Source organism: Achromobacter sp. NCFB-sbj8-Ac1-l, from assembly GCF_052695805.1.
In genome coordinates, this window is sequence record NZ_CP199812.1 from 3,015,726 (window position 1) to 3,040,245 (window position 24,520).

At 69.6% G+C, this 24,520-nt stretch carries 19 protein-coding genes; 11 read left to right on the top strand and 8 right to left on the bottom strand.

The genetic code is table 11. The features are described 5' to 3' along the window. Positions 1-85: 85 nt before the first annotated feature. Both ACUDP5_RS13785 and ACUDP5_RS13790 read left to right on the top strand, forming a co-directional pair. Positions 86-814, top strand: coding sequence for an IclR family transcriptional regulator (locus ACUDP5_RS13785; RefSeq protein WP_263913343.1), 729 nt, complete (start codon positions 86-88; stop codon positions 812-814). A gap of 398 nt (positions 815-1,212) precedes the next feature. After that, complete coding sequence (locus ACUDP5_RS13790; RefSeq protein ID WP_445658998.1) at positions 1,213-2,277, top strand: DNA-binding protein; 1,065 nt, start codon at positions 1,213-1,215, stop codon at positions 2,275-2,277. Positions 2,278-2,358: 81 nt separating this feature from the next. Here the strand turns inward: ACUDP5_RS13790 and ACUDP5_RS13795 are convergent, their stop codons facing one another. Then, positions 2,359-2,550 carry a hypothetical protein gene (locus ACUDP5_RS13795; RefSeq protein WP_263913340.1) on the bottom strand — a complete coding sequence of 64 codons (192 nt, stop codon included), beginning with the start codon at positions 2,548-2,550 and terminating at the stop codon, positions 2,359-2,361. Positions 2,551-3,026: 476 nt separating this feature from the next. Between ACUDP5_RS13795 and ydiK the strand changes: the two genes are divergently transcribed. The 8 genes from ydiK to ACUDP5_RS13835 all read left to right on the top strand — a co-directional run bounded on the left by ydiK (position 3,027) and on the right by ACUDP5_RS13835 (position 15,852). Then, positions 3,027-4,133, top strand: coding sequence for an AI-2E family transporter YdiK (ydiK, locus tag ACUDP5_RS13800; protein ID WP_263913339.1), 1,107 nt, complete (start codon positions 3,027-3,029; stop codon positions 4,131-4,133). Between the two features lie 244 nt (positions 4,134-4,377). Beyond that, complete coding sequence (locus ACUDP5_RS13805; protein WP_445658999.1) at positions 4,378-5,103, top strand: RNA pseudouridine synthase; 726 nt, start codon at positions 4,378-4,380, stop codon at positions 5,101-5,103. Between the two features lie 176 nt (positions 5,104-5,279). Next, on the top strand, positions 5,280-6,437 hold the full coding sequence (locus ACUDP5_RS13810) for a S66 peptidase family protein (RefSeq protein WP_445659000.1): 1,158 nt from the start codon (positions 5,280-5,282) through the stop codon (positions 6,435-6,437). Positions 6,438-6,718: 281 nt separating this feature from the next. Next, positions 6,719-7,525: a transglutaminase family protein gene (locus ACUDP5_RS13815; protein WP_445659001.1), complete on the top strand. Its 807-nt coding sequence runs from the start codon at positions 6,719-6,721 to the stop codon at positions 7,523-7,525. Positions 7,526-7,647: 122 nt separating this feature from the next. After that, positions 7,648-11,055, top strand: coding sequence for a transglutaminase family protein (locus ACUDP5_RS13820; protein WP_445659002.1), 3,408 nt, complete (start codon positions 7,648-7,650; stop codon positions 11,053-11,055). A gap of 39 nt (positions 11,056-11,094) precedes the next feature. Then, a complete protein-coding gene (locus ACUDP5_RS13825) occupies positions 11,095-13,677 on the top strand; it encodes a circularly permuted type 2 ATP-grasp protein (RefSeq protein WP_445659003.1) in 2,583 nt (860 codons plus the stop codon). A 55-nt stretch (positions 13,678-13,732) separates the two neighbouring features. Beyond that, positions 13,733-14,707 (top strand): transglutaminase family protein, encoded by a 975-nt coding sequence (locus tag ACUDP5_RS13830; RefSeq protein WP_263913334.1) that lies wholly within the window; start codon positions 13,733-13,735, stop codon positions 14,705-14,707. Continuing rightward, a complete protein-coding gene (locus ACUDP5_RS13835; RefSeq protein ID WP_445659004.1) occupies positions 14,704-15,852 on the top strand; it encodes a zinc-binding metallopeptidase family protein in 1,149 nt (382 codons plus the stop codon). Before ACUDP5_RS13830 ends, ACUDP5_RS13835 begins: the two co-directional genes overlap by 4 nt. Before the next feature lie 51 nt (positions 15,853-15,903). Here the strand turns inward: ACUDP5_RS13835 and ACUDP5_RS13840 are convergent, their stop codons facing one another. Both ACUDP5_RS13840 and ACUDP5_RS13845 read right to left on the bottom strand, forming a co-directional pair. Then, on the bottom strand, positions 15,904-16,791 hold the full coding sequence (locus tag ACUDP5_RS13840) for an SAM-dependent methyltransferase (RefSeq protein WP_445659005.1): 888 nt from the start codon (positions 16,789-16,791) through the stop codon (positions 15,904-15,906). Between the two features lie 17 nt (positions 16,792-16,808). After that, the gene (locus tag ACUDP5_RS13845) at positions 16,809-18,095 is read right to left on the bottom strand and encodes an APC family permease (protein WP_445659164.1); all 1,287 of its coding nucleotides are present in this window, start codon (positions 18,093-18,095) and stop codon (positions 16,809-16,811) included. A gap of 356 nt (positions 18,096-18,451) precedes the next feature. On the opposite strand from ACUDP5_RS13845, the gene ACUDP5_RS13850 reads away from it, so the two are divergent. Beyond that, positions 18,452-19,306 carry a hypothetical protein gene (locus tag ACUDP5_RS13850; RefSeq protein WP_445659006.1) on the top strand — a complete coding sequence of 285 codons (855 nt, stop codon included), beginning with the start codon at positions 18,452-18,454 and terminating at the stop codon, positions 19,304-19,306. Here the strand turns inward: ACUDP5_RS13850 and ACUDP5_RS13855 are convergent. From ACUDP5_RS13855 to ACUDP5_RS13875, 5 genes are all read right to left on the bottom strand, one after another. Then, positions 19,303-19,947: a helix-turn-helix domain-containing protein gene (locus ACUDP5_RS13855; protein WP_025138588.1), complete on the bottom strand. Its 645-nt coding sequence runs from the start codon at positions 19,945-19,947 to the stop codon at positions 19,303-19,305. The two genes, ACUDP5_RS13850 and ACUDP5_RS13855, sit on opposite strands and share 4 nt — an antisense overlap. An 84-nt stretch (positions 19,948-20,031) precedes the next feature. After that, the gene (locus ACUDP5_RS13860; protein WP_445659007.1) at positions 20,032-21,486 is read right to left on the bottom strand and encodes an N-acyl-D-amino-acid deacylase family protein; all 1,455 of its coding nucleotides are present in this window, start codon (positions 21,484-21,486) and stop codon (positions 20,032-20,034) included. A 93-nt stretch (positions 21,487-21,579) separates the two neighbouring features. After that, entirely contained in the window at positions 21,580-22,620 is a 1,041-nt protein-coding gene (locus ACUDP5_RS13865) for an ABC transporter ATP-binding protein (protein WP_445659008.1), read from the bottom strand. Beyond that, positions 22,617-23,630 carry an ABC transporter ATP-binding protein gene (locus ACUDP5_RS13870; protein WP_445659009.1) on the bottom strand — a complete coding sequence of 338 codons (1,014 nt, stop codon included), beginning with the start codon at positions 23,628-23,630 and terminating at the stop codon, positions 22,617-22,619. Before ACUDP5_RS13870 ends, ACUDP5_RS13865 begins: the two co-directional genes overlap by 4 nt. A gap of 8 nt (positions 23,631-23,638) precedes the next feature. Further along, entirely contained in the window at positions 23,639-24,514 is an 876-nt protein-coding gene (locus ACUDP5_RS13875) for an ABC transporter permease (protein ID WP_445659010.1), read from the bottom strand. Positions 24,515-24,520 lie beyond the last annotated feature (6 nt).

Sequence of the window (24,520 nt, forward strand, 5' to 3'; positions counted from 1 at the left end):
AGATGAAATGATGTCGCAAGGCGAAGCGGCCTGTCAAGCGGCGACTACAATGCAACGTTCTAAAAGATGGAATGCAGGAGCCCCTATGCCGCGTAAAGCCGCGACCGAATCCATGGCCGACCGCGATGCCGCCGAGGGCGGTGTCGCCGCGGTGGACCGGGCGTTGAGCCTGATGTCCGTGTTCGGCGAGGGCGATTCGGCGCTGTCGCTGGTGGAATTGGCCGAACGCACCCAGCTGTACAAGAGCACCGTGCTGCGCCTGCTGGCGTCCCTGGTGCATGCGGGCTGGGTGCAGCGGCTGGACGATGGCCGCTATGCGCTGGGGCCCGAGGTGGCGCGGCTGCACGGGCTCTACGCCGCGTCCTTTTCGCTCGAACGCATCGTCATGCCGGTGCTGCGCGACCTGGTCGCGGCCACGGGCGAAAGCGCCGCCTACCACGTGCGCCAGGGCGATGCGCGGCTGTGCCTGTATCGCGTGGATTCGCCGCACCCCGTGCGCGACCACATTCGCGCGGGTGACTTGCTGCCGCTGGACCGGGGCACCGGCGGGCGGGTGCTCACGGCGTTCGACCCGGTGCTGGGGTTCGCGCCCGGGGCGGACCAGGCCTTGTACGCCCGCATCCGCGCTGACGGCTATGTCGTGGCCGTGGGCGACCGCCTGGCGGAAGTGGCGGGCATTTCCGCGCCGGTGTTCCTGGCGGACGGCAGCATCGCCGCGGCGGTGACGCTCACCGCGCCGGCCCATCGGCACCGGCATGCGCATCTGGATGCGGTCTTGCTGGCCGCAAGGCAGCTCAGCGGCAAGGTCGGTTAGCGGCGGCTGGCACGGCATCTACCTGGCCGCCGGCAGGTTCAGCCCTGGCGCGCCGGGTCCAGCCCCCCCTTTTTTCATTTTCATCGACGACCGCCCCCCCTCGCGCACGGGGCAGGGGGGCGTGTTCGCGCGCGCCGGGATCGCCTTTGCGCGCTGACGCGTCGTGCTCCGGCCGGCGGCCATCGCCGCGATGCCGGCGGCCGCGCCCCTCGTCCCGTTTGCAGCGAAATCCGGGTATTTTTGCTCAGCGGTCGCTTACTGTATAAATTAATACGTATGATGTATGATATAAAACAGAAATAAGAAATTACTAGCGATAATGTTCTATTATCGAGAGTAATTATTGGGGCTCACTTATTCGGGCTCACTTATTCGGACTCACTACCAGGAATCACGCCATGGCCACGGGAATCACGCAGTCGGATGTTTGGGCCGCCGCAGACGCCTTGCTGCTCGAGGGCGCCCGGCCCACCATCGAGCGGGTGCGCCTGAAAATCGGCCGCGGCTCGCCCAATACGGTCAGTCCACACCTGGAAAGCTGGTTCGCCGGGCTGGGCGCGCGCATCCAGGACCCGGGCGCCTTCGCCGCACCGGCCGCCATTCCCGACCCCATCGCCCAGGCCGCCACCCATTTCTGGGAAGCCGCCCTGGCCGCGGCTCGCGCCGAACAGGCCGACGCCACGCGCCAGCGCTGGGCCGAACTGCAAGAAGAGGGCGTGCGGCTGGATGCGCTGGCCGAACGGCTGGCGCAGCGCGAGGCCCAGCTGCAGGCCCGCGAACGTGACCTGGAAGAAAGCCTGAAAGTCGCCACCGGCCAATTGGCCGCCACCGAAGAACGCCTGCGCACGGCCGAGGCCCAGTTGCGCGAACGCGATCAGGCGCTGGCCGCCGGGCAGCGCCACCTGGCCGATGCGCGCGCCGCGCTGCACGCCCAGGCCGCCGACGCCGAGCGCGCCCGCAGCGAACAGGCCGAGGCCCTGGCCGCGGCCCACGACCGCCATGCCGCGCACGAACGGCGCTGGATGACCGAACTGGACGCCGAGCGCGGCGCGGTCAAGCGCTTGCAGGCGCGGCTGGATGAAACCCTGGCGCTGAACCAGCAGCAGGCCGAGCAGGCGCGCCAGGCCCTGGCACAGGCTACGGAACGCCTGCGCAGCGCCGAGAACAATGCCGCCGAACAACTGCGCACGGTCCAGGCCGAGGCCCAGGCCCGCCGTGCCGATGCCTTGGCCGACCTGGCCCGGCGCCAGGCCGAAGCCGCCGCCGCCCAGGAGGCCTTGCAGGCCTCGCGGCAACGCGAGCAGGACCTGGCCGACCGCGTGGACGCGGCCGACGCCCAAGGCGCCGAACTGCTGGCGCAATTGAAGGCGCGGGATGCGCAACTGCTGGAATTGACCCGTCACTTGATGGCCGCGCAGGCCGGGTCGGATTCCGCCACGGGCAAGCAGCACGGGCCCGTGTGATGGCCAGGGCGGGCGGATGACGCGAGCGCTGCCGGGCGCCGGCCCGGTAGTCGGGCCCGCCCCCAGCCATGCCGTTGCCGCCTAGCGGCCGGGATACACCCCCTGGAACGGCGTATTGTCCGGCTCGCCAAAATTGTCGGCGTGGTAGTTGGCGGGATCCGCCCGCATGCTGGATTTCGGGCTGCTGCTGCCGCTGCTGCTGCCGCCCGGCGTCATGGTGCAGCCGGCAAGCAGGAAGGCCAGCACGATGCCGGCGGTGGTCACGAGTTTCATCACAAACCTCCACAAAGAAGCTTGCCGGAATAGCGGTCCGGGTTGGCCGGCGCCGCCTGCATCCACTCCGGCGTGCCACATGCGCGCCGGATGCGGGCGCGATGGTGCCTGTCCGCGCAGGCAGGCCGTCGGGCCGTCTGGCGGATGGGCGGAAACGAGGGCAAGCCCATCAACACGGCCTGTCGGGCCGCCGGCGTCGGGCATGCCAGGGCGCCCGCGGCGCGCGTCCTGGCGCCACGCCAGGGGCGTACCGCGACAAGCGATTCACAGCCTGTCTTGTCGGGAGGGGGCGCCGCGCACAGGACAAGCCCTCAGCAAGTGGTGTGCCCAGGAAGGGGGGGGCAGAAGCGGCCGGACAGCGCCTGGGCGGGCTTGTTCGGGCCATTTTCCGCCCGGCCAGATGGCCCGGTCATCGCTATTTCGGATAAATTCGCACATGCCCAAGGTGCCTTGGGCCCATCCGCCTGGAGCACCGCTTGAACCCGATTCCCCGACCGCCCTCCGATCTGCCCCGCAACCTGCTGGTCATCGTCATTCTGCTGGCCTTGATGATCGGCAGCCTGTACGTGCTCAAGCCCTTTCTGTTCGGGCTGATCTGGGCCACCACCATCGTGGTGGCCACCTGGCCGGTGATGCGGGCGGTGCAAAGGCGCTGCGGCGGCCGCCGCTGGCTGGCCACGCTGGTCATGTTGCTGGTGCTGCTGGTGGTGATCGTGCTGCCGCTGTACCAGGCGATTTCGACGCTGGCGCTGCACGGCGGCGCCATCATGAGCGCTATCAAGAGCCTGCCGGAATACACCTTGATGGCGCCGCCGGGCTGGGTGCAAAGCGTGCCGCTGGGCGGGCCGCGCATCGCCCAGGAATGGCAGGCGCTGGCCGATGCCGGCGCAGGGGGGCTGCTGGCGCGGCTGGAACCCTACGTGACCCTGGCGGCCAGGTGGCTGCTCAGCAACGCGGCGATCGTCGGCGTGTTCGTCATGCACATGCTCATCACCATCGCCATCGCAGGCATCCTGTATTTCCAGGGCGACATGGCGGCCGACTTCGTGCAGCGCTTTGCCAACCGGCTGGCCGGCGCCCGCGGCGTGGCGGCGATCCGGCTGGCGGGCCTGTCGATCCGCGCGGTGGCGCTGGGCATCGTGGTGACCGCCGTGGTGCAGTCGGCGCTGGGCGGCCTGGGCCTGTGGATTGCGGGCGTGCCGGCCGCCGGCATCATCACGGCGCTGATGCTGATGCTGTGCCTGGCGCAACTGGGGCCGTTCCTGCCGCTGCTGGGCGGCGTCATCTGGCTGTTCCAGAACGACATGAAGCTGGCGGCGGTGTTGCTGCTGGTCTGGGCGGCGCTGGTCGCCATGCTCGACAATCTGCTGCGCCCGATGCTGATCAAGCGCGGGGTCAACCTGTCGATGCTGCTGATCCTGGCCGGCGTGCTGGGCGGCCTGTTCGCGTTCGGCATCGTCGGCCTGTTCATCGGGCCGGTGATCCTGGCCGTGACGTCGACGCTGCTCAAGGCCTGGGTCGACGAAGTGCCGCCGCCCGATGACGGCGCGCCGGCCACGTTGAAGCATCCGACCGAGCTTTGATGCCGGCAGGGCGATCCGGCGCGGCACGCCAGGGGCAGGCCGCGCGGCCAGGGGAAAGCGCGTAACATCCTGCCCTTGGGGCCGTCGTGAATGCAGGCTTGCGTGATTCAGGCCTGCATCAACGCCCCCGTTTCGCCTTTTCCGCAGTGTCCAAGATGACGATTTTTCCGCTGAATTCCTCTACGCCCATTCCCGTGCTTTCCCGCCTTGCCCTCGTGACCGTCATGCACTCGGGAGGCCGGCCATGAGCGACAGCGTCCGCCTGGCCAAGCGGCTGGCCACCGAACAATCGTGCTCGCGCGGCGATGCCGAACGCTATATCGAAGGCGGCTGGGTGGCCGTGGATGGCAAGGTCGTGGAAGAACCGGGCTTTCGCGTCGGCGCCCACCAGACGGTAAGCCTGCTGCCCGGCGCCAAGCTGGAAGACATGCGGCCGGTCAGCGTGCTGGTGCACAAGCCGGCGGGCCTGTCGGCATCTGACCCGCAGGAATCCGCGCTGGACTTGATCGTGCCCGCCAACCTGATGCCGGGCGACCGCTCGGGCCTGCGTTATCTGAAGCGCATGTTCAACGGCCTGAAACTGGCGACGCCGCTCGAGCGGGCGGCCAGCGGGCTGGTGGTGTACACGCAGGAATACGCGGTGTCGCGCAAGCTGGTCGAAGAGGGCCGGCACGTCGAGCAGGAATACATCGCCCAGGTGCGCGGCACGCTGGACGCGGCGGGGCTTGCGCGCCTGCAACGCGGCCTGGCCTACGAAGGCCGGCCCGCCACGCCCATGAAGGTCAGCTGGCAGAACGAAACCCACCTGCGCTTTGCGCTGAAGACGCCGGCGCTGGGCTTCATCGAATACGTGTGCGACACCGCCGGGCTGCAATTGCTGGCGCTGCGCCGCCTGCGCATCGGGCGCCTGCCGATGGCGGGGCTGGCGGTGGGGCAGTGGCGTTATCGGCTGGAATACGAGCGGTTCTAGGCCCTTTCCAGGGCCCGAAAGACTTCAAGTGAATTCTCAGATAACCTCAAGTGAATTCTCGAATGACTTCGTGTGGTTTCTCGAATAGCTTCAAGTGAATTCTGGAATAATTTCACTTTTTGCATGAAGTCTATCCAATAAGTATTTGAAAAATAATAAAACACAAAGGACGCTGCATGCCAAGCTCGCCCGGCCGTTGGTCGCCCGCTTTCAACCCGCACCGCCGCAGCGTGCTGCGGGCGGTGGGGGCCATGGGCCTGTCGAGCCTGGCGCTGGCGGGCTGCGCCACCCGTTCACCGGGCCGCGGCGAAGGCGAGCAGACCGCGCCCGGCGACTTGTCGGCCAGCCAAACGGGCCAACCCCTGTCCAACGCCGCCCCCCGGCGCGATGCCCCGGTACCGGCCTTGCGGCCCGGCGGCCGCGTGGCCATCGTGGCGCCCGCGTCGGCCGCCGATGGCGCGGCGTTCGAAGCAGCCGACTGGTTGCAGGCCCGGGGTTTCGAAGCCCAGATCATGCCCGCCGCGCTGACCCGCAGCGACGCGCCGTTCGAGTACCTGGCCGGCGACGACGCCGCCCGGCTCAATGACCTGCACGCGGCGTTTGCCGACCCGGCGATTGGCGCGGTGTGGTGCCTGCAAGGTGGTTTCGGCTCGTGGCGCATTGCCGACAAGCTGGATTTCGGCCTGCTGCGCAAGCACCCCAAGCCCTTCATCGGCTATAGCGACATCACCGCGCTGCACCTGGCCATCCAGAAACAGGCCGGCTTCGTGACCTTTCACGGGCCGATGCTGGCGCAGGACCTGCTGGCCGGCAAGGCCGAACCCACCGCCAGCCACGTGCTGGCGATGGTGGGCGGGCAGATCGGGCAGGGCGCCTGGATCGATGCGCCGCCGGAGTCCAACCCGGTGGTGCTGGCGCCCGGCGTGGCCACGGGCCGGCTGGTGGGCGGCAACCTGGCGCTGATCGCCGCCACCATCGGCTCGCGCCACGACATCGCCACCCGCGACGCGATCCTGTTCATCGAAGACGTCAACGAGGCGCTGCCGCGCATCGACCGGCTGCTGTCGCAATTACGCGCGGCCGGTAAATTCGACCGCATCAAGGGCGTGCTGGTGGGCAATTTCACCCGTCTGGGGCTGCCTGGCGGCGACGCGGCGGGGCAGTTCCAGCTGTTTCCGCTGTTGCAGGAACAATTCCAGGCGCGCGGCATTCCCGTGCTGGCGGCCTGGCCCAGCGGCCATGGCGATCCCAACCTGACGCTGCCGCTGGGGGCGCTGGTGACGCTGGATACCCAGCGCCGCGGGCTGCGGCTGGAACAGCCCGTGGCGGTGTAGGCGCACCGGTACGGCCGGGGCAGGCGGTCCCGGTTGGGGCCGTGATGGCGCGCCGCTGCGGCACCGGCTTGGTGCCAAGCCCTTTGTCGTGGCATCATTTTCGTTCGCGCCGCGTTTGCCACGGCCGCGTTTCCCTCCCGCACGGCGCAACCTGCGCTCTCCGCCAGGCCTTGGCACGCTAGTTGCTAGCAGTAACGTCACAGACGGTCATCAAGATAAACACAAAGCCGGCAGCTGCCCAAGACAGGCAGGGCCGGCGTGATCTTGCAAAGGAGACGTTCGTGAGGCATCTCGTCAAGCACGTTACCCGTTACCGCTACGCCGCGCCGGTCAGCTACAGCATCCAGACCCTGCGGCTGACGCCCCGGCTCGATGACCATCAGCGCGCCCTGCGCTGGCACATCCAGGCGCCCGGCGACATCCAGGCCCAGGTCGACGCCTATGGCAACGTGGCGCACACCTTGATCCTGAACCGGCGCCACCACGAGGTCGAAATCCACGTCACCGGCCAGGTCGACATCGAACCGCGGGCCCGGGGCCACGTGGGCCAGGAAGACCACCGGCTGCCCGTGCACGTGTACTGCGTACCGACCGCGCTGACCCAGGGCGACGACACAGTGCGCGGCTTTTCGGGACGGGTGCTGCCCCGCGGCCTGTCCACCCCCGAAGACGCCTTGTCGCTGGCCGAGGCCATCTGCGACCGGGTGGTGTATGCCCCCGACGACGAGGCGGCGGGGGGCGAACCTTCGGGCGCTGCCCAGGTGCTGGCGTCGGGCCGGGGCGGCAGCCGCGACCAGGCCCACCTGTTCCTGGCCTGCGCCCGGGCCTGCGGCACGCCGGCGCGCTACGTCAGCGGCTACCTCTACACCCAGGAAGACCAGGCCGTGGCCCACGCCTGGGCCGACATCTGGCTGCCCGAACCGGGCTGGGTCAGCGTGGACGTGACCCATCGCCGCTTTGCCTCGGACCGGCATTGCCGCCTGGCGGTGGCGCGCGACCACGATTCCGCGTCGCCGGTGCGCTGGCTGCACGGCCAGGGCGCCGACATGTCCACGCAGATTTCGGTGACGATGCAAGCCGGCGTCTGACCGCACGCGGTTTTCCGCTATCCCTTTTTTTTGCGGCATTCAATCCGCGCCTGGTCCGGCGACCGACCCGAGCCAGGCGCGTTTCAGTATCCCGGCCCCAGGCCCGGTATCCGGAGAAGGCAGTGACGATCCACGTAGCGCTCAAGCATGTGACGCAGTACCGATATGACCGGTTGGTGGGGCTGTCTGCCCAGGTGTTGCGGCTGCGGCCGGCGCCGCACAGCCGCACGCCGATCCTGTCGTATTCGCTGAAGGTCGAACCGGAAAACCATTTCATCAACTGGCAGCAGGACCCGTTCGCCAATTACCTGGCGCGGCTGAATTTTCCCGACAAGACCCGGGAATTCAAGATCACGGTGGACCTGGTCGCCGAGATGGCGGTCTACAACCCGTTCGATTTCTTCCTGGAGCCGGGCGCCGAGGAATACCCCTTTGACTACGACGACGGGCTGGCGCGCGAACTGGCGCCGTACCGGGTGCGCGACGAGGCCACGCCGCGCTTTCTCGACTTCCTGGAACGCGTGGACGTGCGGCGCCAGCGCACGGTGGATTTCCTGGTGGGCCTGAACCGCCAGATCCACCAGGAAATCAAATACCTGATCCGCATGGAACCGGGCGTGCAGACGCCCGAGGTGACGCTGACCCGCAACGCCGGCTCGTGCCGCGATTCGGCCTGGCTGCTGGTGCAGGCGCTGCGCCACCTGGGCCTGGCGGCGCGGTTCGTGTCCGGCTACCTGATCCAGCTGAAACCCGACGTGAAGGCGCTGGACGGCCCGTCCGGCGCCGACAGCGACTTCACCGACCTGCACGCCTGGTGCGAGGTCTATCTGCCCGGCGCGGGCTGGATCGGGCTGGACCCGACCTCGGGCCTGCTGGCGGGCGAAGGCCACATTCCCCTGGCGGCCACGCCCGAGCCGGGCAGTGCGGCGCCGGTGACGGGCGCGGTGGACGAGGCCGAAGTCGAATTCACCCACACCATGGAAGTGACGCGCATCTTCGAATCGCCGCGCGTCACCCAGCCCTATACCGACGACCAGTGGCAGGCGATACGCGACCTGGGCCTGCGCATCGACGACCGGCTGGACCAGATGGACGTGCGCCTGACCATGGGCGGCGAGCCGACCTTTGTGTCGGTAGAGGACCGCGACGGCGCCGAATGGAACACGGCGGCGCTGGGGCCGACCAAGCGCGGCTATGCGGTGGCGCTGCTGAACCGCCTGCGCGAGCGCTACGGCGCCAACGGCTTCCTGCATTTCGGCCAGGGCAAGTGGTATCCCGGCGAGCAGCTGCCGCGCTGGGCGCTGTCGATCTACTGGCGCGAAGACGGCCAGGCCTGCTGGCAGGACCCGGACCTGTTCGCCGACGAACGCGAACGCAGCCGCTACGGCGTGGCCGATGCGCGCCGCTTCATGGGCGCCCTGTGCGCACGGCTGGGCCTGGGCGATGAATACATCGTGCCCGGCTACGAGGATGTCTTCTATTACCTGTGGCGCGAGCGGCGCCTGCCGGTCAACGTCGACCCGTTCGATGCGCGGCTGGACGACGAGATGGAACGCGCGCGCTTGCGCCGCGTGTTCGAGGCCAAACTGAACAGCGTGACGGGCTACGCGCTGCCGGTGCGGCGCGGCGACGGGCCGGACCTGAACGGGCCGGCCTGGGTGTCCGGCCCCTGGTTCCTGCGCGATGAACGCATGTACCTGTTCCCGGGCGATTCGCCCATGGGCTACCGGCTGCCGCTGGATTCGCTGCCCTGGGTGGCCGAGGCCGACGCGCCGGTGCTGCTGGAGCGCGATCCGTTCGAGGCGCGGCGCGCGCTGCCGGCCGCGGCGCCGCTGCGAATGCAGCCGTGGTCGGGGGGGATGGCGGCGGGCAGGGACGCGGGCCAGGGCAACGGTCCGCGCGGGAACGGACAGGCGGGCGCGGGCCAGGCAGGTTATGCCGGCCTGGCCGCGGGCGCTGACCCGAACGGCAACGCCGGCCGCAGCCCCGACAAGTTCGAGTCGGCCGCCTGGGTCACCCGCACGGCGCTGTGTGTCGAGGCCCGCGACGGGGTGCTGTACGTCTTCATGCCGCCCCTGCAACGCCTGGAGGACTACCTGGAACTGGTGACGCAGGTCGAAGCCACCGCCGGCGACCTGGCGGTGAAGATCGTGATGGAAGGCTATCCGCCGCCGCGCGATCCGCGCCTGAAGGTGCTGCAGGTCACGCCGGACCCGGGGGTGATCGAGGTCAACATCCACCCGGCGTCGAACTGGTCGGAACTGGTGGACCACACCGAATTCCTTTACCAGGCCGCGTTCGAGACCCGCCTGTCGACCGAAAAATTCATGGCCGACGGCCGCCATACCGGCACCGGGGGCGGCAACCATTTCGTGCTGGGCGGCAAGACGCCGGCCGACAGCCCGTTCCTGCGCCGGCCCGACGTGCTGGCCAGCCTGCTGGCGTACTGGGTCAACCATCCGTCCTTGTCGTACCTGTTTTCGGGGCTTTTCATCGGCCCGACCAGCCAGGCGCCGCGCATCGACGAGGCCCGCAACGACCAGGTGTACGAGCTGGAACTGGCCTTCCAGGAAATCCACAAGCGCTGCCGCGAGCAGGGTGCCCAGGTACCGCCCTGGATGGTGGACCGGGCGCTGCGCAACATCCTGGTGGACGTGACGGGCAACACCCACCGATCCGAATTCTGCATCGACAAGCTCTATTCGCCCGACGGCCCCACGGGGCGGCTGGGCCTGTTGGAACTGCGCGCCTTCGAAATGCCGCCGCACGCCCGCATGAGCCTGGCGCAGCAGCTGTTGCTGCGCGGGCTGGTGGCGCATTTCTGGAAAACGCCCTATACCGCCGGACTGACGCGCTGGGGCACCGAACTGCACGACCGCTTCCTGCTGCCCGCCTTCGTGAAGATGGATTTCGAGGACGTGATGGCCGACCTGACCGAGGCCGGCTACGCGTTCGACGCGGCCTGGTTCGCGCCGCATTTCGAGTTCCGCTTCCCGCTGTTCGGCGACGTGGTCGCGCGCGGCATCCGCCTGGAACTGCGCGGCGCGCTGGAACCCTGGCATGTGATGGGCGAGGAAAGTTCGTCGGCCGGCGCGGTGCGCTATGTGGATTCGTCGCTGGAACGGCTGGAAGTCCGGGTGACCGGGCTGAACGGCAGCCGCCACGTGGTCACCGTCAATGGCCGCACGCTGCCGCTGCAGCCCACCGGCACGGTGGGCGAGTACGTGGCCGGGGTGCGCTACAAGGCCTGGTCGCCGCCGTCGGCGCTGCATCCGACCATCCGCGTGCATGCGCCGCTGACCTTCGACATCGTCGACACCTGGAACCAGCGTTCGCTGGGCGGCTGCCGCTACCACGTGGCGCATCCGGGCGGGCTGAACCCCGAGAGCTTCCCGGTCAATGCCTACGAAGCCGAAAGCCGCCGGCTGGCCCGTTTCGAAAGAATCGGCCATACGGCGGGCCGGCTGGACCCGGCGCCGGCCCGGCCCAGCCGGGAATTTCCGTTCTCGCTGGATTTGAGGCACGATTGACGCCTCTGGTCATTCGATTTCGACGCGTCGTCACCCTTTATGCCGCAATTTCTCTTCCAGACGGACCCGTCCCAGGACGTGGTCTCGCTGGCGGTCCACGCCGCCCTGGCCGCCCGGCCGGGGCACTATGACGAACTGCGTGCGCCCCCCGACGCGTCGGGGGCGACCCAGCTGCGCGAGCCCTGGCCCCGGTTCTTCGAACTGCTGGGCACCGACGGCTTTGCCGACCTGGACCGCCGCGCCGACGGCGTGGCCCGGCAGATCCGCGAAAACGGCATCACCTACAACATCTACGCCGATGCCAACGGCCCGACCCGGCCCTGGTCGCTGGACCTGTTGCCGTTCATCATCGACGACCAGGGCTGGGCCACGATCGAGCAGGGCCTCTCCCAGCGCGCCGCGCTGTTGAACCGGGTGCTGGCCGACGTCTACGGCACGCAGGAACTGCTGCGCGAAAGGCTGCTGCCCCCCGCCCTGGTGCAGGGCCACCCGGGCTACCTGCGGCCGCTGCGCGGTTACCTGCCGCCGGGCGGCACCTACCTGCACATCGCCGCGTTCGACCTGGCGCGGGCCAGCGACGGCGGCTGGCGGGTGGTGTCGCAGCGCACCCAGGCGCCGTCGGGGCTGGGCTATCTGCTGGAAAACCGCCTGACCGTGTCCGGCCTGTTTCCCGAGGCCTTCAAGGAACTGCGGGTGCAGCACCTGGCCAGCAGCTACCGCCGGCTGATGGACATGCTGTACCGCCTGAGCCCGGCGGCGGCCCCGGGCACTGCCCGCATCGTGCTGCTCACGCCCGGCCCCTACAACGAAACCTACTTCGAGCAGACCTACCTGGCGCGCTACCTGGGCGTGACCCTGGTGGAAGGCAGCGACCTGGTGGTGCGCGACAACCTGCTGTTCCTGAAAACGCTGCACGGGCTGGAACGGGTGCACGCGGTGCTGCGGCGGCTGGACGATGATTTCTGCGACCCGCTGGAGCTGCGCTCCGATTCCACGCTGGGCGTGCCCGGACTGCTGCAGGTGATGCGGGCCGGCAATGTGCTGGTGGCCAATTCGCTGGGCACGAGCTTCCTGGAATCGCCGGCCATCAATGGCTTTCTGCCGGCCATCAGCCGCCGGCTGCTGGGGCAGGACCTGCTCTTGCCGTCGCTGCCGTCGTGGTGGTGCGGCGAGGCCGCGGCGCGCGAACAGGTGCTGGCGGATCTGCCGGGGGCGGTGGTCAAGGCCACGTACCCCGGCCACGCGCGCGGCGGCTTCGAACCGGTGATCGGCGGCGCGGTGTCGCCGGCCGAGCGAGATGCGCTGCAGGCCCGCATTGCCGAACAGCCGGACGCCTACACCATCCAGCAATACCTGCCGCTGTCGCAGGCGCCGACCTGGGCGGCGGGCCACATCGTGCCGCGCGCGGCCATGCTGCGGGTGTTTGCCATTGCCGACGGGGCAGGGGGCTGGCACGTGCTGCCGGGCGGCCTGACCCGCATCGCCAGCCGCGAACAGCAGATCGTGTCGATGCAGCGCGGCGGCAGCAGCATGGACACCTGGGTGACCACCCGCGGGGCGGTCGACACGTTTTCGATGCTGCCGGCCAAGCTGCGGCCCGAAGACCTGGTGCACAGCCACCGGCCGGTATCCAGCCGCGCGGCCGAAAACCTGTTCTGGATGGGCCGCTATACCGAGCGCGCCGAAAACGACGTGCGCCTGGCGCAGGTGACGCTGACCTGGCTGAACAGCGACGACGACAATGCCCGCGACCTGTTCGAGGCCGTCTCCACGCTCTGCCGCCGCAGCGGCCTGATGCCGCTGGCGCCGACCTTGTCGGTGCGCATGTTCGAACACACGCTGGTGGCCGAGCTGGCCGCCGACGGCGGCGGGCTGGCGCGCAACCTGGCGGCGCTGTCCTTTGCCGCGGGCCAGATCCGCGACCGCCTGTCGCCCGACCACTGGCGCCTGGTCGTCACGGCCGCCGGCTGCCTGGACGGTCTGGCGGTCGACCCGCAAGCGGCCCAGGACGAGGTGCCGGTGTCGGTGCCCGACGTGGTCGCGGCCCTGAAGCGCCTGGGCACGCACCTGTCGGCCATCACGGGGTCGCAGACCGACCGCATGACCCGTGACGACGGCTGGCGCCTGCTCACCCTGGGCCGCCAGCTGGAACGCCTGTGCGCCATGGCCAATCTGCTGAGCGCGCTGTTTCAACGCAACGCCGTGCTGGGCGACAGCGCCTTCGGCCTGTTGCTGGATCTGTTCGACAGCACCATCACCTATCGCGCCCATTACCCGGGCCGCCAGGAAATTCCCGCCTTGCTGAACCTGTTGGTGCTGGAACCGGCCAACCCGCGGTCCATCGCCTGCGTGCTGGGCGTACTGCGCAAGGAACTGGCGCGGCTGCCGGGGGCCGCCGACGGGCCCGGCGCGACGTTGGCCGACCTGTTGCCCGTGCTGGCCGAGGGCGGCGCGGCGGGCACGGCGCTTGCGGCCTTGTGCGAACGCGACGGCCAGGGCCGCTACCAGGCCCTGCTGGACCTGGCCGCGCAGCTCGATGCCGCCGCCAGCGCCTTGTCCAACGAAATCAGCCGCCGCTATTTCAGCCATGCGTCCGGCCGCGACCAGACGCTGACGGCGTAGCAGGGATGCCCGCTCTGCTGCCCAATCGCCGCCGACAGACCCCGAGACCGCCGTCATGACCCTGCCTGTTTCGCCCGACCTGCCCGACGCTTCCCAGACTCTGGGCCTCAGCCACGTCACCGCCTACCGCTACGACGCGCCGGTGGAACTGGCCCACCACCTGTGCTATTTGCGTCCGCTGCACGACGCCTGGCAACAGGTGGACGACTACACGCTGGCCATCACGCCCGCGCCGGCCGACTACGCCGAATCGCTGGATGCCTTCGGCAATCGCCGCGCGACCTTTGCGCTGTACGCGCCGCACGAGGCGCTGACGGTGTGCGCCACCAGCCAGGTCACGGTGCGCCCGCGCTTTGACGGCGTGGACCCGGCGGCCAGCGCCCCCTGGGAGGCCGCGGCCGAACGCCTGCGCTACGACGCCGGCGCCGACTACGCCCCGGAAGGCGAATTCGTGTTTCCGTCGCCCTACGTGCCGCTGCATGGCGAACTGCGCGATTACGCGCTGGTGTCGTTCACGCCGGGCCGGCCGGTCGCGCTGGCGGCCATCGACCTGATGCATCGCATCCACCACGATTTCACCTACGACCCGGCCCATACCCAGGTGTCCACCCCCATCCTGGATGCGTTTCGCCAGCGGGCCGGGGTGTGCCAGGATTTTGCCCACGTCATGATCGGCTGCCTGCGCGCCATCGGCCTGCCGGCGCGTTATGTCAGCGGCTACCTGATGTCGCAACCGCCGCCGGGCCGCGCGCGCCTGATCGGGGCCGATGCGTCGCACGCCTGGGTGTCGGTGCACTGCGCGGGCCTGGCGGCCAACGGCGGCTGGCTGGACCTGGACCCCACCAACGACCTGGTGCCAGGCGTGTCGCACGTGGTGCTGGCGCACGGCCGCGACTATGGCGACGTGACGCCGCTGCGCGGGGTGATCCGTGGCGGGGGGCATGAATTGCGGGTGCAGGTCACGGTGGCGCCGTTGGCGGAATTTCCGACCGAGCCGGCGCCGCCCTTGTTTCCGGAGGCCGACGCATGACCTATTTCTTCGATGCGCTGGGGCGCCAGCTCAACGCGCCCAAGCGCCAGCGCCTGCGGCAGCGGCATGCCCGCGCCAAGGCGTTCCAGTGCGTCTGCGGCCAGCAGATCTTCTTTGGCAATACCGAATGCCTGAACTGCCACCGGCCCTTGGGTTTCGACCCCAAGCGCGGCCACGTGCTGGCGCTGGACCCGGGCAAGACCGAAGGCGTGTGGGCCGAAGCCGGGCGGGTGCGGGGCCGGGCCTTCAAGCGCTGCGGCAACTTCGCCACGCCGGCCCTGTGCAACTGGCTGCTGCCGGCCACGTCCCCCGATACGCTGTGCCTGGCGTGCAGCCTGAACCGCACGATTCCCGACCTGTCGATTCCCGAGAACGGCCCGCTGTGGTTCAAGGTCGAAGCCGCCAAGCGCCAGTTGATCGCCCAGCTGATGACGCTGGGCCTGCCGATCCGGCGCTCGCAAGAGCCGGGGGATGGCGGGCTGGCGTTCGACCTGCTGGCCCCGGGGGCGGACGGCGCGCCGCTGCTGACCGGCCACAACCAGGGCCTGATCACCATCAACATCCTGGAAGCCGACGACGCCTACCGGGTGCAGGTGCGCGAGTCCATGCGCGAACCCTACCGCACGCTGCTGGGGCATTTCCGCCACGAGATCGGTCATTTCTACTGGGACCAGCTGGTGGCCGGCGGCCCCTGGCTGGAACCCTTTCGCCAACTGTTCGGCGACGAGCGCGCCGACTACGCCCAGGCGCTGCAACGCAATTACGAGCAGGGGCCGCCCGCCGACTGGGCGCTGCATTTCATCAGCACCTACGCCTCGTGCCACCCCTGGGAAGACTGGGCCGAGACCTGGGCGCACTACCTGCACATGATGGACACGCTGGACACCGCCATCAGCTTCGGCGTCACGCGCATGGCGGTCGAGCAGGCCTACGAACCCTTTACCCGGGTGTCGCTGTACGACCAGGACGACCCCGAGGGCCAGGGGTTCCTGGACCTGGTCAATGCCTGGGTGGCGTTGACCGGCGTGCTCAACGAGCTGTCGCGCAGCATGGGGCAGCGCGATTTCTACCCCTTCGTGTTGCCGGGCGAGGTCGTGGGCAAGCTGCAATTCGTGCATCGGGTGGTCAAGGGCGCGGCGCGCTGAGGGGGCGGGCGGCGCCACGCGGACCGGTCCTGCCCAGGCGCCGGGCCGCGCTCAGATTCGCCGCGCCGACCATTCGCCCTTGCCGGCGGCGCTGCCGCGGATGGTGGCGCCGTTCACCTCACCCGTGTAGCGCACGCCATCCACCGAGAACGAGATCTTGCGGCCGTCCATGCGGGCGTCTGAAATCTCGCGGGCCCCCAGCTTGCCCGTCAGCATCTGGTACTGCTGTTCCAGCCGCAGCGTCTGGCCGCCCACGTCCCATTTGCCGTCGACCTTGGCCGGCACGATCCACAGCAGGGCATTGCAGTAGGTCTGGCAGGCCTCGGTGATGGTCTCTGACGCGTCCGGTTCCCAGTCGCCCATGCGGAAGGTGTTGGACACGATGCGCGTGCCCGGTTCCAGCTGCAGCAGCTTCGGGCGCAGCTTTTCGTTGATGGTCGACAAGAGGAACATGGTGATCACGTCGGCCTGCGACAGGTCGGTCTCGAACAGGTCGGCCACCTCGAAGGTGGCACGGCTGGCCACGCCGGCCTGGGCCGCGTTGCTGCGCGACAGCTTGACCAGGTCCGGGTTGTATTCGATGCCCTTGGCGGTCAGGCCGCGCCGGGCGGCGGTGATGACGGTGCGGCCGTCGCCCGAGCCCAGGTCCATCAGGCGGTCCTGCGGGGTGACGGCGGCCATGTCCAGCATCTTGTCGACCAGGGTCTGGGGCGTGGGCACCCAGATGACGTCCTTGCCGTCCTGGCCCACGTCGGGCACATAGGCATCGGACCTGGCCTCGGGGGCGGCGGCGACCGGTTTTGCCGGGGTGATTGGCAGGGCGGCCGGCCCGGCGGCGCGGGCCTCGGCCAGCACGGCCAGGGACAAGGCCAGCGCCAGCGCGGATGCCATGACGGTCCGGCGGCGGACGGGCGATAGGAAAGCGTGGGCACGTTGCATGGTGAAGACTCCTGGGGCTAGGGAAGGGGGCTGGCCGGCTTGAGCACCCGCAGCATCGGCACGCCCGCGGCCAGCACGGCCAGGCCGATCAGCGCACCGGCGCCGGCGTAGGCCGCGCTGGAATACACCAGCCCGGCGCAGGCCAGCGCCAGCAGCGCGGGGGTCAAGGGATACAGCGGTACGCGAAACGGCCGCGGGCGGTCGGGGTCGCGCCGGCGCAGGCGCCAGACGGACGCGGCCACCAGCAGCATGAACAGCCAGAACACCGGCGCGGTGTAGGCCACCATGGCCTGCACGCTGTTCTGGCTGAAGGCGCCCACGGCCAAGAGGGCCAGCGTGATGACGCCCTGGGCCAGCAGGGCGCTGACGGGGGTTTCGTTGCGCGCGTTCCAGCCGGCCAGGGCCCGCAGGCGCGGCACGTCGCGGCCCAGCGCGTAATACACCCGCGCCCCGGTGATGATGGTGCCGTTGATGGTGCTGAGCGCGGTGGCGCAGATCACCAGGCTGAGCAGCGCCGCCGCATACGGCCCAGCGGCCAGCTGCATGACGGCCGCGCCCAGGGCGGGCGTGTCGCGCAGGCCTTGCAGGCCGAACAGTTCCAGCAACGCCAGGTTGGTCAGCAGGTACGCGCCGGTCACCACCGCGGTGCCGATCAGCAGCACCCGCGCCATGTTGCGCCCGGGGTTGCGCAGTTCGCCGCTGAGGTAGGCGGCTTCGTTCCAGCCGCCGTAGGTGAGCAGCACGAACACCATGCCCATGCCCATCAGCCCGGCGGCGTTGCCGGTCAGGGGCGCCGGCACGGGCGAGACGGGGGACTGGGTGAAGAGCGCGGCGGTCAGCACGGCAGCCAGCGCGGCCAGGGTCAGCAGGGTGAACAGCCATTGCAGGCGCTTGGAATGGCGGGTGCCGGCCACGTTCAGCGCGGTCAGCGCCACCACCGACAGGGCCGCGTGCGCGGTCGCGCCGTGGGTGCCCAGGGGCACCAGTTGCTGGGCGTAGTCGCCATAGATGAAGGCCACGACCGCGATGGCCCCGGTCTGGATCACGGTGCAGCGGGCCCAGGCGAACAGCAGGCCCACCTTCGGCCCCCAGGCGCGCGACAGGTACAGGTATTCGCCGCCCGCGCCGGGGTAGGCCGCGCCCAGCTCGGCGTAGCACAGCGCGCCCACCAGCATCACCAGCCCGCCGGCGAGCCAGAACGCCAGGTACATGACTTCGGACGAGGCATGCTGCGCCACCAGCGGGGGAAAGCCGAAGATGCCGATGCCGATCACCACGCCGACCAGCACCACGGTGGCATCCATCACCGACAGGCCCGGCGGCCCCAGGGCGTCCGCCGCCGCGCCGCCGACCCGCCCGCCGGCTGCGTGAGGGCTGGGGGGCAGGGGGCGGGAATCAGGCGGCATGGAATTCTCCGGTAGGTCGCCGACGCGCGGGCACGCAGCCGGCCGGGCAGCAATGCTGACAATAAGCTGAATAAATAGGGACCCCGGCCGGCCGAAGAAAGTTTCTACGGGATTTCCCGCAGGAGTGGCCAAGGCGGGCGGTAACGGCTAGGCTGGCGGCCATGATGATTTCGCCGCGCCCCATTCCCCCTTGCTTGCCCCCGTCGTGGCGTCCCGACGCGGGTCCTGGCGCCACGGCCAGGCGGGTTGCCGCCGTGGGTATCCTGCTGTGGGCGGCAGGGGGCAGCCTGGCGCAGGCTCAGTCCGCGGGCACGGCGTCGACCGCGCCGGCTTCAGCTCCGCCCGCGGCAGCGACCGCGCCCTACACCGACTACCAGGCCTTCTACGAATCCCTGGGCGGCAACCTGTTTCCGGGCAATGGCGCGCCCTTGGCACGGGCCTGCACCGACACCCCGCGCCGCTGCCTGTGGGTCAACGCCATGCGCGTGGCGGTGCGGCGCTACGCCGCCACCCAATGGATCGCGCCGGGCGAACTCGACATGGACCCGCCCAAGGGCACGCCGGGCATCGGTTTCGATGGGCAGTCCTTGTCGATCGGTGAGCGGCGCTGGCGACTGGCGCAGGGAACGGATTTGGCGGTGGTCGGCCCCCACCGCGTCGCGGCCGCCCCTGACGCGGGTAAAGCGGCCGCCGCTGCCCAGGCCGGGGCCCCGCAGGCCACGCGCCAGGCCATCGCCGCCATCGACCCGGAAAACCTTGCCCAGGTCGCCGTCTGGCGGCGCGCGGGAGGGGCTTGCGTGGAGATGCATTTCAATTCCAGCGGCCGGGGCGGTCGCTCTGCACAGGTGCTGGTGGCGCAGGGGGACCGCCTGTACGCGCTGCCAAGGTTGTTCTCGGCCTGCGCGGCCGTGCGCGAAGCGCCGGGGCAGGGGTTCAGCTATCCCGTCAATACCTACCTGGGGGCGGGCGGCGAGGCCGAACCCGATGGCTTGCAGGTGGACTACCTGCTGTCCGACGGCAAGACGCGCGTCGGCCGGTATCGGTTGCGTTATCTGCAACCGGATAACGTCTATCTGTTCGAGGTCGTGCCGCAGGACCGCCCGCGCTAGGTGTCCTGCCGCGCCGGCTTGATCCGCGAGGGCACGTCGTCCAGGTCGCTGCACACGGCCAGCACTTCGGCCGGCTTCTTGCTCAGCGACAGGTACACGTGGCCGATGCCGCTGTCGAAATAGGCGGATTCCAGCTTGTCCAGCACCACGCTGTCGCCGTTTTCGAACTGGATGCGCACCTTGCCCGACAGCACTAGCGCGAATTCCTGGCCGGGGTGGCGGATGTAGTCCTCGAATTCCACGACCTCGCGCGCGTCGATCAGCGCCACCATGGGCATCATCTTCTTGCCCGGGTACTCGCCCATCAGCAGGCGGTAGTGGTAGTTGTCGGTGACGTAGTCGCGCGCGTCGCGCAGCGTGTTCTTGACGAAGGTGGGCGCCTGGGCCGCCTGCGAGGCATCGCGCAGCATGAACATGCGCGTCATGTCGATGCCCAGGGCGCGGGCCAGCGCGGCGAATTTCTCGTAGCTCAGGGCGATCTGCCCCAGCTCGGCCTTGGACAGGGTCGACACCGCGATGCCGCTGGCCTGCGACAGCGCCTGCAGCGTCATTTTCCGCGCCTTGCGCTCGGCGCGCAGGCGGGCGCCCATTTCTTCCTTGCCCACGATGTCGGGCGGGGGCGTATTGCGGGGTGGGGCCATGTAGCGGTCTGGCGTCTAGGGTTGGGGTGAGAGCGGGGCCCGCAAGCCCCGCTGCGTACGCCGGATTGTAAGGGCTGGCGCGGCTCAGGCGGCGGTCCGGGCCAGCACCCGGCCGGCGTGCTGGCCGGTGAACGCCTGGTCCTGCCAGACCGCCACGCCGTTCACGTACACCGAATGGATGCCGGCGGCGCGTTCGGTGGGGCGTTCGAACGTGGCGGTGTCGGCCACCGTGGCCGCGTCGAACACCACCAGGTCGGCAAAATAGCCCGGCTGCACCTGGCCGCGCTCGGCCAGGCCGAAACGCGCGGCGGTCAGGCCCGTCATCTTCCATACGGCGGTTTCCAGCGGGAACAGGCCCAGGTCGCGCGAATAATGGCCCAGCACGCGGGGAAAGGTGCCCCACAGGCGCGGATGGGGGCGCTCGTCATGCGGCAGCCCGTCGGACCCGATCATCGTGGGGCCGAACGCCAGGATGCGCTGCACGTCGGGCTCGTCCATCATGAAATAGATGGCGCCGGCCGGTTGCAGCTCGGCCACCACGTCGAACTTGGACTTGCCGCGTTCGGCGGCCACCTCGTCCAGGTCGCGTCCGCTCAGTTCGGGAAAGGGCTTGCACCAGGTGATGACGGTGCGCCCGGCCAGCAGCACGCGGTCTTGCTTGAGCATGGTGGAGCCGGCCACGTAGGGGTAGGCATCCAGCGACACGTCCTGGCGCACCATGGCGGCTTCGATCAGCGGCAGCGTTTCGCGCGAACGGCCGAAGTTGGGCTGCCCCATGACCTTGTGATGCGAGATCACGACCGGCACGTCCAGCTCGCGGCCGATGCGGAAGGTTTCCTCCAGGGCCGCGACGATATGCTCGCCTTCGTCCCGCATATGGGTGGCGTACAAGCCGCCGTGGGGCCGCAGCGGCCGGCAGACCTCGATGATCTCTTCGGTGGTGGCGTGGGCCGCGGGCGGGTAGAAGGTGCCGGTCGAGATACCGATGGCGCCGCTGGCCATGGCCTCTTCGGCCAGCGCCTGCATGGCGTCGATTTCGGCGGCGGTGGCGGCCCGGTGCAGGTCCGGCATGACGGCGGCGCGCAGGGTGGAATGGCCGACCATGCAGGCCGCGTTGACCGCGGCCGGCGTGGCGCGCAGCGCGGCCAGGTAGTCGGCGAAACGCGTGAAGTGGTACGAGCCGCCTTCGTCCAGCAGGTCCAGCGGCGGGGGCGGGGTGGCATGCGTCAGCGGCGCCAGGCTGATGCCGCAGTTGCCGGTGACCACCGTGGTGACGCCCTGCGAGATCTTGGGCGTCATGTGGCGGTGCTTGAGCAGGTAGTTGTCGTCGTGGGTGTGCGAGTCGATGAAACCGGGCGCCACCACCTGGCCCGAGACGTCGATGCGCTGGCGCGCGGCGGCGCCGGCCAGGTCGCCCACGGCGGCGATGCGGTCGCCGCGCAGGCCGACGTCGGCGCGTCGGCCGGGCGTGTTGCTGCCGTCGATGACGGTGCCGCCGGCAAGAATCAGGTCAAAGGGCTGGGTGTCGAGGTGTGGCATGGAAGGCTCCGGCTGAAGGGGGGCGCAATCTATACAGGGAGGGTCGTCGACGCCAGGACCGGGCGGCGACCAGGTGGGCCGTCAGTGGGGCCGTCATGCGGGCCGTCCGGCAGGAGGCGGCGCGGCAAAATGGCACGCCACCTCCTGGTCGGGTCCGACCTGGCGCGGGGCGGGCGTTTCCTCGGCGCAGCGCGCCTGGGCCATCGGGCAGCGGGTGCGGAACGCGCAGCCGGACGGCGGCGCCAGCGGGCTGGGAATTTCGCCTTTCAGCACGGCCACGGGGGCGCGTTCGCCCCGGCGAGCCGACGGCACGGCGGCCAGCAGCGCCCGGGTGTACGGGTGCGCCGGCTGGTTGAACACCGCGTCGCGGCTGCCGGTTTCGACGATCTTGCCCAGGTACATCACGGCCACGCGGTGGCTGATGTGGCGCACCACGCTCAGGTCGTGCGAGATGAACACGTAGGTCAGTCCCAGGTCGCGCTGCAGGTCCATCAGCAGGTTGATCACCTGCGCCTGCACCGACACGTCCAGCGCCGACACGGGTTCGTCGCAGACGATCAGGCCGGGGTCCAGCGCCAGGGCGCGTGCGATCACGATGCGCTGGCGCTGGCCGCCCGAGAATTCATGCGGATAGCGGTCGGCAGCATCGGGCCGCAGGCTGACGCGGGCCAGCAGCTGCGCCACGCGTTCACGGATGGCGTCCCGGCCATGGCCGAAATTGCGCAGCGGCTCGCCGATGATGTCGCGCACCCGCATGCGCGGGTTCATCGACGAAAACGGGTCCTGGAAAATGAACTGCATGCGCTGGCGCATGGCGCGCAATTGGCGGCTGTTCATGCCGGCCAGGTCCGCGCCTTCGAGCAGGATGCGGCCTTCGGTGGGGTCGGTCAGGCGGATCAGGCACTTGCCGGTGGTGGACTTGCCGCAGCCGGATTCCCCCACCAGGCTGAGCGTCTGGCCGCGCGCGACCGACAGCGACACGCCATCCACGGCCCGCAGCACGCGGCCCCCTTCGACGGCGAAGTGCTTTTTCAGGCCGTCGACCTGCAACAGCGGCGGGGCGGACCGGGGCCCCGCCAGGTTCGCCGCGGACGCGTCCGCCTTCGGCGCAAACGGTGCATCGTGCAGGTTCATCGCGCTTCTCCCGTCATCATCGCCACCGGTTCTTCCTGCCGCGCCCAGCACCACACCCGGTGGCGTTCCCCGGCCGCGACCTCCGGCGGCGTCTCGTCGACACAGCGCGGCAACGCCTGCGGGCAGCGCGCCGCAAAGGCGCAGCCACGCGAGTCCGGCGTCATCACCGGCACGATGCCCGGCAATTCCGCCAGCCGCGCCGTGTGGTCCTGCCCGTCGACAAAATCGGGCAGCGACCGGATCAGCGCCTGGGTGTACGGATGCGCGGCGTGGTCCAGGATGTCGTCGACCGGGCCTTCTTCGACCTTGCGTCCGGCGTACATCACGATGACGCGCTGGCACATCTGCGCCACCACGCCCAGGTCGTGCGTGATCAGCACGATGGCCGTGCCCAGCCGCGCCTGGATGTCGCGCAGCAGGTGCAGGATCTGCGCCTGGATGGTGACGTCCAGCGCCGTGGTCGGCTCGTCGGCGATCAGCACCTTGGGCTGGCAGGCCAGCGCCATCGCGATCATGGCGCGCTGACGCATGCCGCCGGACAGCTGGTAGGGATACTCGCGCACCCGCCGGGCGGGGTCCGAAATCTGCACCAGTTCCAGCAAGGCCTCGGCCTGTTTCAAGGCCTGGCGTTTGGTCAGCCCCTGGTGCAGCATCAACGATTCGCTGATCTGCCGGCCCACCGTGAACACCGGGTTCAGCGACGTCATCGGTTCCTGGAAAATCATCGACACCTGGTTGCCGCGAATCGCCCGCATGGTTTTCTCGGGCAGGGCCAAGAGGTCGCGGCCTTCGAAGTCGACGCGGCCGCGGGCCACCCGGCCCGGGGCGCGCAGCAGCCGCATGATGGACAGCGACGTGACGCTCTTGCCGCAGCCGGATTCGCCGACCAGGCCCAGGGTTTCGCCCGGCATCAGGTCGAACGACAGGCCGTCCACCGCCACGACCGTGGTGTCGTCGCCGTCGAAACAGGTGGTCAGGTCATGCACTTGCAGTACGGGATCGGATCGCATGGCGGCTCCTAGATCTTTTTCGCCAGGCGCGGATCGAGCATGTCGCGCAGCCCGTCGCCCACCAGGTTGACGGCCAGCACGGCCACGCCCAGGAACAGGCCCGGATACAGGATGATGTGAAACGCCACCGCCACGAAATTGCGGCCTTCGGCCATGATGTTGCCCCAGCTGGGCGTGTGCGGCGGAATGCCCACGCCCAGAAAGCTCAGCACGGCCTCGGTCAGGATGGCGGACGCGGCAATGAAGGTGGCCTGCACCATCAGCGGCGCGAACAGGTTGGGCAGGATGTGGCGCAGCAAAATGGCGGGCACGCGCGTGCCGGACGCCACCGCGGCTTCGATATAGGGTTGCTCGCGGATCGTCAGCACCAGGGCGCGCACCAGCCGCACCACGCGGGGAATTTCCGGCACCACGATCGCCACGATCACCGTGCCCAGCCCGCCTTTCAGGGTGGCCATCAGCGCAATCGCCAGCAGCACGCCGGGAATGGCCATCAGGCCGTCCATGATGCGCATGATCAGCGCATCCAGCCGGCGAAAGTACCCGGCCAGCATGCCCAGCAGCACGCCGCCCACGGTGGCCGCCAGCGCCACCACCACGCCGACCAGCAGCGAAATCCGCGCGCCCCACACGGTGCGCGAATACACGTCGCGGCCCAGCGCATCGGTGCCGAACAGGTGTTCGGCCGACGGCGGCTTCATGCGCGCCATCGGGTTGATGTCCTGCGGGTCGACCGTGGCCAGCCAGGGCGCGGCCAGCGCCATCACGGCCAGGACCAACAGGATCGTGCAGCCCACGTACAGCATGGGATGGCGCCGCAGCGAGCGGGTGGCGCGGCGCCAGCGCGGGCGGGCGGTGGCCAGGGGCAGGGTAGCGGTGGTCATGGGTGG